The organism is Rhizobium sp. B21/90, from assembly GCF_019355815.1.
Lineage (GTDB): Bacteria > Pseudomonadota > Alphaproteobacteria > Rhizobiales > Rhizobiaceae > Rhizobium > Rhizobium rhododendri.
Genome location: NZ_CP072166.1, coordinates 196,898 through 208,978, shown reverse-complemented (window position 1 = coordinate 208,978; position 12,081 = coordinate 196,898). Strand labels below are relative to the sequence as shown.

The window sequence follows — 12,081 nt, the reverse complement described above, 5'->3', positions numbered from 1 at the left end:
GATAGGGCGCCGCGGGCAGGGAAAGCTTTCAATCTGTTATCTTCTCAATTCCTGTTGCGGGACCCGTCTCATTGGCTCCCGACCCTTTTATGGCCTGCCTGTGAAACCGGTTTTCGCCGACGGACGCGCTCATATCCTTGCGTCTGAACCAGATGGCGCGACCGCAGCGCAGCGGTGCATTGCCAGCGGTAAAGACGATCTGTTCATCACCGCGCATGCGCAGCACTTCGTGAGGCAGGATCAGCGGGCGGCGGGTGAGCTGCTTCGACCGTGAGCGTGACGATCCCTTCATTCCGGAAGAACGGTTCGTCTGGTCGACCTCGACAGTCGTGTCGCCGCAGCGCTTCGATATGTATTCTGCAGTCTCCGGATCGTTGATCGCCGCGAACGAAATCCACGATGCAGACTCGAACCATTTCGAGCTGGCGTCACGACCGCCATAGGCTTCGCGCATCTGTCCGATCGACTGGAATACCAGCGCCAGGCTGATGCCGTACTTGCGTCCGGCGTCACGGGCCGTTTCCAAGATGCGTAAATAGCCGAGGCGGGCCACCTCATCGAGTAGAAACAGGGTGCGGCCCGCAACCTCACCATTGCGATTATAAATCGCATTGAGGAAGGAGCCGATCACCACCCGTGCCAATCCCGGATGCGACTCCATGACCTTCAGGTCAAATGCGATGAAGATATCGGTGATGCCGGTCGCCAGCTCGTCGGTCGTGAAACTGTCGCCGGACACGAGGGCGGCATAGTTCGTATAGGAAAGCCAGTGTGTCTCCTTGACAGCATTGGCGTAAACGCCGCTGAATGTCTCCGGCGTCATGTTGACGAACACGGCAACGTTCTCGCGCACGAAGGTCGATTCCGACTGCTCGTAGATCCGCGTCAGCCGCTCGCGCAGTTTCGGCTCAGGCTCGGATAGATTAGCGCGAACACGGCGCAGCGTCTGGTCCTTTGCGTCCGTGTGTCCGGACAGGCAGACATCGGCGATCAAAGCGGTCAGCAGTTGCATGGCCGACGCGCGGAAGAAGTCGTCGCGGGCCGAGGCAGTGCGTGCGTTGTCGGTCATGATCCATGTCGCGACCGCGACGATGTCCTCTTCCTTTGTGCCGCCGAAGCGGCCGATCCAATCAAGGGCGTTGAAGCCGGTCGCAGGGCTGGCTGGATCCAGCACGATCACCTTGCGGCCAGCTTTCCGTCGATGCTCGACGACCATTGGCGCGACCTCGCTGGACGGATCGAGCACAACGAGGCCGCCGCCCCATTTGAGCGCGGTCGGGATTGTCACGGACGTCGTCTTGAAACCTCCGGACCCGGCAAAGACGATCCCGTGCGATGAGCCGAATGAGCCGTCAAAGCAGAGCAGCGGGGACTTGCCGCCGGCACCCCAGCTTTGCGGATTGCCCGTGCGGAAAGCCATAGCTGCGACACCGTCGCGATCGACGCGGTATAGCTCGCCGACGACAATGCCACCGGCATCGGGAAAAAGCTTTGCGGCCTCGGCCATGCTCATCCAGTGGGCATCGCCATGCACGGCCCGTTTTCCACTGACGCGCGTTGGTCCGCCTTGAGCAAACGCGGCATTGCCTTTGATGGCAACGCGCATCGCGAACACCCCGCAGAACAGTGCGGCGCTCGCGCCTGCCGCCGTCGCGGGATCGGTATAGGCCAGCGCCGATTGTCCCGCCGGCACGCTGCTGGCGATGCCGGCGAGCCGGATTGCTTCCCGCACAACCGCGACGACCATCACTGCGCCGTTTCCGGCAAGCACGCTCAGCGCGGCTGTCTTGATATTGGCCGATCCATATGCAGCGAACAGCGAGATAACGCCGATTGCGGCGGCGGCGATGTAGGGCAGGACGAGACCGGCGCGTCCGAGGAGAAGCTTCGCCTGCGCGCTTGTCCCCCAAGTCGCCAGCCGATGCTCCATGCCCGTCGTTCCGAACATCACGGCTAACATGATGATTGCCGGGAGAGTCCCGAGAAGCAACCTATTCGCTGTCATTGCCAAACGCCTCCGCGCCGAGAGCCGTCAGCCGCGAACGCTCGGCCTCATTGCCTTTGAGCCGGTCGCTGGCTTCAACCAGCAGGCCGAGAAGCAGCGCTCGTTTCTCGTAGCGCAGGCCCGCCTTTACGATCAGACCGCCGAGCTCGATTTTTTCGCGCGTGTCCTTTTTTCGCGCTTCTGCAGTCATCCCCTTTGCCATTCGATCAAGCCTCACTAGATCCGCTCGCATCCGTGCCAGACGCGTTCGACGCGGACGCCCCACTGCCGGTTCGGACGTCTCCGCCGTTTTTCTTGTCCGTCGAAGCCGTTTTGCCTCCGCGAAACCGTCCTGTAATCTCCTCAAAGGCTGTCTGAAGGTCTGTCTCGTCCATCTCTATCTCACCAATGCCGGCTCTCAGCGCGACCCGGCCAATGCGTTCGGCCTCGCGAGTTTCTGCCGCTCTCAACTGGTCCTGCAACCTAGCGATTTCTTCTCTGATCTTTGACGATGGCTTCTTCATTCCGGTTGCTCTCCTCGCAGTTCTGGCGTTGCTGCCACGACGCCAAACTTCTCCCGTATGCTTGAGAAAAGGAATCTGCAGATCTGCAGATCGGCAAAGCCGATGCTTTGGTGGATGATCCCGCCGTTCCGAAGGAGCGGTTCCAAGGGCGCAATTATACGTCGCTGACGCGACGAGTTTGCATCAGGCTCTGGCGGGGCCGGCTGAACCGCCGCTCCAGACGAACGAAGGTTCGAACCGGGAGTGTTTTACGCCGTGGCCATCGCCCATTTCTCAGCCAGTATCGTCAGCCGTGGGGACGGCCGCAGTGCCCTGCTGTCTGCGGCATACCGGCACTGCGCCAAGATGGAATACGAGCGCGAAGCCCGCACCATCGACTACACCCGCAAACAGGGTCTGCTGCACGAAGAGTTTGTGCTTCCCGCTGATGCCCCGAAATGGGCACGGGCAATGATTGCCGACCGCTCGGTTTCGGGAGCGGTCGAAGCCTTCTGGAATAAAGTCGAGGCGTTTGAGAAGCGTTCCGACGCACAGTTTGCCCGGGACGTGACCATCGCTCTTCCGCTGGAACTGACGCCGGAGCAGAACATCGCGCTGGTGCGCGACTTCGTGGAAAGACATATCCTCGCTAAGGGCATGGTTGCCGACTGGGTCTATCATGATAACCCCGGCAATCCGCACATCCACCTGATGACCACGTTGCGACCGCTGACCGACGCTGGTTTTGGCGCCAAGAAGGTCGCGGTGACCGGCGAGGACGGCCAACCACTTCGCACCAAAGCCGGTAAGATCGCCTACGAACTCTGGGCGGGTTCGAATGATGATTTCAACAAGCTGCGAGAAGGTTGGTTCGAGCGGCAAAACCACCACCTAGCCTTGGGCGGGATAGATCTCCGCATCGATGGTCGCTCCTACGAGATGCAGGGCATCGAGCTCGAGCCGACCATCCATCTCGGCGTCGGCGCCAAGGCGATCGCGCGCAAGGCGGAAAGCAAGGGTGTGCGGCCGGAGCTAGAACGGATCGAGCTGAACGAGCAGCGCCGCAGTGAGAATGCCCGCCGTATTCTTCGTAGTCCCGGCACCGTGCTTGACCTGATCACCGGCGAGAAGAGCGTCTTTGATGAACGCGACGTTGCCAAGGTGCTGCTTCGCTATATCGACGATCCCGGCATTTTTCAGCAACTTCTGGCACGCATTTTGCAAAGCCCGGAAACCCTGCGTCTGCAGCGGGACATAATCGAGTTCGCGACCGGACAAAGACTGCCATCGCGATACACGACGCGCGAGCTGATTCGCCTTGAAGCAGAGATCGCGCGCCGGTCGCTCTGGCTGTCCGAGCGGGACACGCATGGTGTTTCCAAGACGGTGCTGAAGACGACCTTCGCGCGCCATGCCCGTCTATCGGATGAACAACGATCGGCTATCGAGCACGTCGCTGGTTCAGCGCGCATCGCAGCCGTTGTCGGACGTGCTGGCGCTGGCAAGACCACAATGATGAAGGCGGCACGCGAGGCATGGGAGCTGGCTGGATATCGTGTGGTCGGCGGAGCGCTTGCCGGCAAGGCGGCTGAGGGCCTGGAAAAGGAAGCCGGCATCCAGAGCCGCACGCTGGCATCGTGGGAGTTGCGCTGGAAGAAGGACCGCGACACGCTCGATGCCAGGACGGTGTTCGTGATGGACGAAGCGGGCATGGTGGCGTCCAGGCAGATGGCCGGTTTCGTCGAGGCGGTGGTCAGGTCCGGCGCCAAGCTCGTACTTGTTGGTGATCCCGAGCAGCTTCAGCCGATCGAAGCGGGCGCCGCGTTTCGCGCCATTGCCGACCGTGTTGGTTATGCCGAACTCGAAACCATTTATCGCCAGCGCGAGGACTGGATGCGAAAGGCCTCGCTCGATCTGGCACGCGGCCGCGTTGGGGAAGCGCTCGCCGCCTATCGTTCAGAGGGCCGGGTGCTTGGCTCGGAACTGAAGGCTAAGGCCGTCGAACATCTGATCGCTAACTGGAACCGTGATTACGATCCGGAAAAGTCCATGTTGATGCTGGCGCACCTGCGTCGTGACGTTCGCATGCTGAACGTGATGGCCCGCGAGAAACTGGTCGAGCGCGGCATTGTCAGTGAGGGGCATGCCTTCAGGACCGCCGACGGTATCCGCCATTTCGATGCCGGCGACCAGATCGTCTTCCTGAAAAACGAGGGCTCTCTCGGCGTCAAGAACGGTATGATCGGGCGTGTCGTCGAGGCCGCGCCAAACCGCATATCAGTCGTCGTCGGTGAGGGCGACCAGCGGCGTCAGGTGTCCGTCGAGCAGCGTTTTTATGCCAATCTCGATCACGGTTACGCCACCACGATCCACAAGAGCCAGGGTGCGACCGTCGATCGGGTGAAGGTACTGGCAAGCCTCTCGCTTGATCGTCATCTCACCTATGTCGCGATGACCCGGCACCACGAGGACCTGGCACTCTATTATGGCCGACGTTCCTTCTCCAAAGCAGGCGGTCTGACGGAAATCCTGTCGCGCAGGAATACCAAGGAGACCACGCTCGATTACGAGCGCGGCTCGCTCTATCGCCCTGCGCTCGCCTTTGCCGAAAACCGCGGCCTCCACATCGTCCAGGTCGCCCGAACGCTGCTGCGCGACCACCTCGATTGGACGCTGCGCCAGAGCTCCAAACTTGCAGATCTGGCGACCCGCCTGCGAGCAGCCGGCGAACGCCTCGGCCTGCTGCAAACCCTGAAATCGCAAACGAACAAGGAGACCCGTCCGATGGTGTCAGGCGTCAAACTGTTCCCGGTACCATTGAGCGACGCCGTCGATCGGAAAGTTGCCGACGATCCCGCTGTGAAAAAGCAATGGGAGGAGGTCTCGACACGTTTCCGCTATGTGTTCGTCGATCCCGAGACCGCCTTCCGCGCTATAAACTTCGATGCAGTCCTCGCCGATAAAAAGGTGGCAGTGCAGACGCTCGACAAGCTTGCCGCCGATCCCGCGTCGACGGGACCGCTGAAGGGAAGGACCGGTATTCTCGCCAGCAAGTCTGACCGGGAAGCCCGTCGTGTCGCCGAGGTCAACGTGCCGGCATTGAAGCGCGACATCGAAACCTACCTTCGGATCCGCGAGGCCGCCGTGCAGCGGATCGAGGGTGACGAGAAAACACAGCGCCAACGCGTCGCGATCGACATCCCGGCGCTGTCGCCGGCCGCGCAAAGCGTGCTGGAACGTGTGCGCGACGCGATCGACCGCAACGATCTTCCAGCCGCGATGGCGTACGCACTCAGCAATTGCGAAACCAAGTCCGAGATCGCCGGCTTTAGCAAGGCGGTGACCGAGCGGTTTGGTGAGCGTACGCTCTTGACCAACACCGCGCGCGAACCACAAGGCCAGCTGTTCGACAAGCTCTCCGAGGGGCTGGCACCTCAGGAGAAGGCGCGACTTAAAGAAGCCTGGCCGGTGATGCGCACAGCCCAGCAGCTCGCGACCCATGAACGCACAGTGGCAAAGCTGAGCCAAGCCGAGGATCTGAAGCTCGTTCAGCGTCAGACGCCGGTGATCAAGCAATGAGCAGACGAAAGGCGATCGTCTTCGTCACCATTGCCGCGAGCCTCGTGGTGGCTCTTGCAGGGATCGCTTTTGTCGGAGGCATCAGGCTGAACCTGACGCCGAGCGAACCACTTGGAATCTGGCGCATCGAGCCTTTGAGCCGAGCCCCCCTTGTCGGCGATCTTGTGTTCATCTGCACTCCGCCTACGCCGCCGTTCCAGGAGGCATGGCAGCGCGGGTATCTCCGGCGCGGATTGTGCGCGGGCGGTTTCGCGCCCCTCATCAAGACCGTCGTAGCGCTTCCCAGCCAGCACGTCGCCATCGGCGACATCGTCAAGATCGACGGCGTTGTTCTCGACGAGTCCCGCATCCGCGAGAGCGACGGGCAGGGCCGCCCGATCATCCCCTATTCCGGGGGCATTGTGCCGCCGGGTCACGTGTTCCTCCACTCATCCTTTGCGAGTTCCTATGACTCCAGATATTTTGGACCGGTCCCCGACAGCGGCCTGCTCGGACTTGCCAGGCCAATCCTCACCTTCGGGCCATGACCGCTTGCGCGGGGCGATCCTGATCGGGCTGTCGGTCGCGGTGGGCGCGGTCGCCTGGAGCGGAATTATGGTGACCCTCCCGGTCGCGACGATCCTTCCGCTGCTCTGGGCGCAGTCGCCATCACGGCTGGTCGCGGCTGCCGTATCGGCAGCATATTTCCTCGCCGCATCCAGAGGTTTGCCGCAGGGTGTCGCGAACTTCTATGCCGCAGATCTCTGGCCCGGCCTCCTGCTTTGGGCGATGGCCTCAGTGGGCTTTACCATCGTGCATGCCGTCCTCTGGACAGGGCATCCGGAAAAGAAAAGGGGCGCGCGGTATTTGCTCGCCATGGTACTGACGGGTGTGCCGCCCTTCGGGATTGCCGGTTGGGCGCATCCGCTGACGGCGGCTGGCGTTCTATTCCCGGGTTGGGGATGGTTTGGTATTGGAGCGACCGCGATCCTGTTGGTCCTCATGACCGGTCGACGGTGGCAAATCGCGGTCGCAGTCCTGTTGGGACTATACGCCTGGTCCGCCACGGACCGGACGCAACCCAAAGTACCAGAGAGATGGAAAGGGGTCGACCTCGCGCTCGGGCAAAATCTCGGTCGAGACGACTCGCTCAGCTATCATCGCAATTTGATCGCAGCAGTTAGGGCAAAGGCCGGAGAGGCGCGTTTCGTGGTTTTGCCTGAGAGCGCACTTGGCTTCTGGACGCCGACCGTTGCACGAGTCTGGCAGCATGGTTTGCTGGGATCCGGCATTACGGTGATCGCAGGTGCGGCGGTCATCGATGCTGCCGGTTACGACAACGTCATGGTCGCCATCTCGGCCAACGAGGCCCGTATCCTCTATCGCGAGCGCATGCCGGTCCCCGGTTCCATGTGGCAGCCGTGGCGCGTCTGGATGGGCAAGGGCGGCGGCGCGCGCGCTCACTTTATTGCCAATCCGGTCGTCGAGGTTGCTGGCATGAGGATCGCACCGCTGATCTGCTACGAGGAGCTCATCTTCTGGCCGATCCTGCAATCGATGCTTCACGCTCCGGATATCATCGTGGCCACCGGCAATGGCTGGTGGACATCAGGCACGTCGATCATTGGCATCCAGCAAACAAGCGCTTCCTCATGGTCGCGGCTGTTCGCCGTGCCGATTGTCATGGCTTTCAATCAGAACCCAAAGGAATAACCAGATGATCGACGCGGCCCTTATTCAACAATGCGCCGACAAGACCCTAAAGCTTGAGATCGTCGAGATGTTTATCGAGCGGGCAGGGTCTCAGGATCCGCTTGCCGTGACCGTACGGTCCGGCAATCGGGTTGTGCTTGTGCCGAAACCCACGACTCCGGATGAAGCCCTCTCACTGATCCGAAACAACCTCGGCCGCAATACAGTGCGTGTCGGTATCACACAATATCCCGCTGGGCTGGGCATCATCGAGGCAGGTCAGTTGAAGCCGGATCTGATCGAGCCTTGCGAAAACATCCGCATGGGTACGGCGCTGTTCGGCAAGGTCTATCGGATCGTCACCAGGTGGTATGGAAACCCGTCAGCCAAAGATGTTCTGCCGCAGGTCTTTGATGACGCGATCATAGCATGGCAGACGGGGTATTTCGAGGGAAAGGCCGTTTTTACTGCGACCGATCCGGGCGCGATAAGACTCGCGGAGCCGAAGGAAGACAAACGGGATATCCAGCCGCCCATGGGCACAGATTTGAGGCCGCAAGGCCTGAAAGGCCGGGATGCTCCGCCATCCGACGATGTAAGCGATCCTAACAAAGCAGGGATGCGTGTCGATCTCTCTGAAATTGGCAGCTCCAGATAGGCCGTATTTCCACGATGCCATGGGTGAAGCGGCGATCGTTCGTCACTAAATATCAACGCATGGGGCGATGTGGCAGATCCTCGAATTGGGGAGAACATATGCCGGTATGCCGCTCGAAAGGAACCCAATGGAAGATCGACAACAGTCAGCATTGTCCTGGTCGTTGAGGATGTTGCGAAGGGTCGGCAGCGAAGCGGATTTGAGCGTTACCGTTTCTGCCATCCGAGATCATTACAAATTTTCACATCTAGCGTTTTTGGTGGTCCGTCGCGCAACCCCCAGAGACACCTATCCCTTCTATTGCACGACATATCCTGAGGAATGGACGTCCGTTTATCTCGATAGAAACTATTTCGAGATCGACCCCGTCATAGACCTAAGCCGCACTGGCTTCCTGCCTGTCGATTGGTCAAATATTGACCGTCGATCGCCACGAGCCCGCAGCTTTTTCAAAGAGGCGGTGTCCTTTGACATTGGACGGCAGGGTCTGACGATCCCTGTCCGAGGTCCGGGCGGCGAACGCAGCCTCTTTTCGGCAACGTCGAATTTGCCGAGATCCGAGTGGCGAACGTTACTGACATCGACCAGCCGCGACCTTCAGGTTCTGTCCCATTTTTTGCACGAGAAGGCGTTCTCCGTATCGGGTCTGCGAAAGCATGGCGAGTACCGGAAGCTATCCAGGCGAGAGCAGGAGTGCCTTCAACTGCTGGCAGGCGGCATCGTTTCGAAACGTATCGCCGCAACGTTGCAGATTTCGGAGAGTGCGGTGCGGCTCTATCTCAAGCTCGCGAAACGAAAACTCGGGACTGCAACAATCTATCAGGCTGTCGCAAGGGCAAGCTATCTTGAAATAATTCAAGTTTGAAAGCGTGCTCTTCCGGTCATCTCCTCACACTTCGTTATAACGTTAAGTTGCAAGTCAATCTGTTGAAATCGCCAGATTGCGTCAGGGTCCCACGTCAACCAACTCTAAGCGATCAAGACAGCCGCGAGAATGCCTTCGTGGAGGGCGCTGGCAGTGCCGGCGAAGCCTGTGCCGAAACCGGTTCAGAGCGCCACTGTCGTTTGGCTCAACAACGAGGATCGCGCCGTGGTGGATAACAAGACGATCGAGGCCTGGCGGAAGGCTCCGCGCCTTACGTCATTCGCAACCTTCTTCGAAAAAACCGCAAGCGGACTGGGAGGGGCGCCGGATCTGGCGACGCCGGCACCGCAGATGGATCTCCTGTCGTTCGACCTCGATTGTATGATCTTCTGGGACACGCATCGGCGTTTGTGGGGACATTTCGACAGCCATTATTTCGCAAGCATCCCTTATCGGCTGGAAGAGGAAAGCCGCCTGGGTGCCGCGATCCTTCTGTTTGGACAGAAGGCATGGGCGCGCAGCGGAAAGCCTGCGACGATCTATACGCTCGGAGCGGGCGCCGGCACTCTCGCACGATCATTGGCAAGACTGGGTGACGGGCGCCTGCAAACCCTCAATTGCAGTCCCACGGACGGCAATCGCGTCTGCTTTTTCGCCCGGAGAGGCAGCGATGATGCCCACTTTTACCACGGGCCATTCTTCGATCTGGATGATGAACGGTATGCGACGGATGTAGATCTTCGACCTTTCCAGGACGGATATGATGTGCTGTTCGAAGATACGACCTTCCAGATGTATGGACGTGATCGCGACAATCAGACCGGCTTCATATCGCCTCGGCTCCGGCCCAATGGTGTGTTGGTTCAGGTGCAAAAGCTGACCCATCAAAATATCGAGGCCTATCTGGAGCGGGAGCGTCAAAAGGATGGGATGTTCAAGTCGAGGTTCTTTTCAGCAGACCAGATCGTCGATAAGAAGCGCGGTGTTCTGGACACGATGGTCGACTTCCAGGTCGATCTGGTCACATCGCGATCAGCTCTTCGATCGCACTTCCGCTATGCCGTCGTCACATGGAATAGCGGCAATTTCTACACGTTCGTGTCATCCAATTCGCTCGGTTCTTTACGTGATTTTGTTATGTCGATGGTGAAGCCGGCTATTCCGTCAGAGTTTTGTCACGAGCCGGTGCCGCAGATCCTGGTAAATGACGAACACGAGCCAATGGAAGCAGACTGGCATTGGCGATCACCGCAGTCGATAGTCACCGAGATCTGAAAGGTCGGTTCCTGATACGGGAGGTGAAGATGAGCAAAGATCTGTGCGCGCCCAGGCCCGATCAGCGCGCGCTGGAGGATGTAAGGGCGGCATTGTCGTTTCTAATGCCAGACCTTGCACCGTTCTGGCCTAGACCGCTCAAAGACTACGCATTCGCAGTCTACGAAGCCGGCTCCCGGGGACGATGTTCTGTCCGTGGAGACGCGATGAGCCGGATGCAGTCGTTTCTCGCGCGCACAGCAGTGAGGGCAGGGGCCAACAAGGACGATGCGGAGCAAGCAAGTCGCCAAATGGCGGCTTTGCCGGTGATGCAAAGCGGTCCTCACTGCCATTTGCTAATCGAGCCGGACGCCTTCTACACACATCTATTCAGCGGTCTTGGCCTCACCGCGCACGGCCAGCGGTGGCATATCTGCTACAGCTCTTCAACGGTGAAGTTCGTAGAGAAATCTAAAAAGGGACCCGGCTGGCTCTCGGTTGACGGCGAGTTGGTGAATGTGTTTGGTCTGTCTCGAAGCCGCATGCAGCCTTACAGTATTTGCGGTCTTAATGGACCGTACCGGTTTGCACTTTCTCGGAAAAATGCCGCATCCGACAATGCAGCTGTCGCTCGGCTAAAGGCTATTTTGCCCGATACCGAATTTTCGTCCGCAGCTGAAGCGATCAAGGCCGCCAATCAAGTCCTGTGGCGGAGATCGTTTCCTCCGTCTCTCAGACTGCTGCAATTTGACGACATCGATGTTGCCGATCTTGTGGCGGACCATTTCGAGGATAGCGCCTCGTGGATGTCAACTCGCTTTGCCGGTGATGGTTTCTTCGCGGGAAGCCTATTACGGGCGATCGAGCAGCTGAATGCCGGTCCGTGGGCGGGATGGATACGCCAGACAACCGATTTCTTCTGGGGCTTGGAAGATGGCAGGATTTTTCCCCTGCGGTTGCAAAGGGGCGTTCTTACAGGGGGGTCCCCTCCGATCTGTAAGGTGAGGTTCGATCCCGTAAGCATCGCAACCTCATTGCGCCAACGCAAACTCGTACCCAATCTGCTAACGACATTTCTGGTGACGTCGATCTTGCCTGGCATTCGTGTTCTCGGCGGGTGCCGGCAGACCGTTTACTACCCCCTCATGCGATACCTTGTTGCCGCGGCACTCGGAGCCGTCGGCGAGCGGGAACTGATTGACGCGCTTCGAACCGACGCGCGGCCGGGTGTGTGGGGGCACCGCGTCTTGCGTCCGAAGGGAGGCGATCCAATTAAGGAACTTGAAGAGAATGGCGCTGCGTTGGAGCTGGCTGCCAACTATGGTTCTGTGTCGCTGCAGGATGCCGCTGGTGACCTGGTCAGTTTCACCGGCGATCCGATTTGGTCTGACTTGTCGGCGCATATTAAGACCCAGGCCGTTCACGCCGCTTCCGCGGAGTGGCGGTGGGCCTAGATTTCTTAAGCTTGATTGTGGCGGCCGATTGGAACTGGCGGCGAGAATGCACCGAATGCGGCGAATGATCGGCTGGGTTCGAAACCCTAGCGCTTGAAACTCATTCATTTTGG

The 12,081-nt window shown here is 59.6% G+C and carries 10 protein-coding genes; 7 read left to right on the top strand and 3 right to left on the bottom strand.

Annotation, left to right across the window (positions count from 1 at the left end; genetic code table 11):
• Positions 1 to 28: 28 nt before the first annotated feature.
• From traG to traC, 3 genes are read right to left on the bottom strand one after another with little or no spacing between them, the layout of a single operon-like run.
• Positions 29 to 2,005, bottom strand: coding sequence for a Ti-type conjugative transfer system protein TraG (gene traG, locus J5278_RS30490; RefSeq protein WP_247749463.1), 1,977 nt, complete (start codon positions 2,003 to 2,005; stop codon positions 29 to 31).
• Positions 1,992 to 2,207 (bottom strand): type IV conjugative transfer system coupling protein TraD, encoded by a 216-nt coding sequence (gene traD, locus J5278_RS30485; protein ID WP_209186647.1) that lies wholly within the window; start codon positions 2,205 to 2,207, stop codon positions 1,992 to 1,994. Before traD ends, traG begins: the two co-directional genes overlap by 14 nt.
• A gap of 4 nt (positions 2,208 to 2,211) precedes the next feature.
• Entirely contained in the window at positions 2,212 to 2,508 is a 297-nt protein-coding gene (traC, locus tag J5278_RS30480; protein WP_209186648.1) for a conjugal transfer protein TraC, read from the bottom strand.
• Positions 2,509 to 2,763: 255 nt separating this feature from the next.
• Here traC and traA point away from each other — a divergent pair, with 255 nt between their 5' ends.
• The 7 genes from traA to J5278_RS30445 all read left to right on the top strand — a co-directional run bounded on the left by traA (position 2,764) and on the right by J5278_RS30445 (position 11,968).
• The gene (traA, locus tag J5278_RS30475) at positions 2,764 to 6,066 is read left to right on the top strand and encodes a Ti-type conjugative transfer relaxase TraA (RefSeq protein ID WP_209186698.1); all 3,303 of its coding nucleotides are present in this window, start codon (positions 2,764 to 2,766) and stop codon (positions 6,064 to 6,066) included.
• Positions 6,063 to 6,593 carry a conjugative transfer signal peptidase TraF gene (gene traF / locus J5278_RS30470; protein ID WP_209186649.1) on the top strand — a complete coding sequence of 177 codons (531 nt, stop codon included), beginning with the start codon at positions 6,063 to 6,065 and terminating at the stop codon, positions 6,591 to 6,593. The genes traA and traF overlap by 4 nt, the downstream gene beginning before the upstream one ends.
• Before the next feature lie 16 nt (positions 6,594 to 6,609).
• Positions 6,610 to 7,758, top strand: a complete 1,149-nt coding sequence (locus J5278_RS30465) for a conjugal transfer protein TraB (RefSeq protein ID WP_257623531.1) — start codon at positions 6,610 to 6,612, stop codon at positions 7,756 to 7,758.
• A gap of 4 nt (positions 7,759 to 7,762) precedes the next feature.
• Positions 7,763 to 8,395 carry a TraH family protein gene (locus tag J5278_RS30460; RefSeq protein ID WP_209186651.1) on the top strand — a complete coding sequence of 211 codons (633 nt, stop codon included), beginning with the start codon at positions 7,763 to 7,765 and terminating at the stop codon, positions 8,393 to 8,395.
• Positions 8,396 to 8,462: 67 nt separating this feature from the next.
• Positions 8,463 to 9,260 (top strand): LuxR family transcriptional regulator, encoded by a 798-nt coding sequence (locus J5278_RS30455; RefSeq protein ID WP_307877494.1) that lies wholly within the window; start codon positions 8,463 to 8,465, stop codon positions 9,258 to 9,260.
• Between the two features lie 225 nt (positions 9,261 to 9,485).
• Positions 9,486 to 10,535 (top strand): class I SAM-dependent methyltransferase, encoded by a 1,050-nt coding sequence (locus tag J5278_RS30450; protein ID WP_209186700.1) that lies wholly within the window; start codon positions 9,486 to 9,488, stop codon positions 10,533 to 10,535.
• Between the two features lie 29 nt (positions 10,536 to 10,564).
• Entirely contained in the window at positions 10,565 to 11,968 is a 1,404-nt protein-coding gene (locus J5278_RS30445) for a hypothetical protein (protein ID WP_209186652.1), read from the top strand.
• The last annotated feature ends 113 nt before the right edge of the window (positions 11,969 to 12,081 follow it).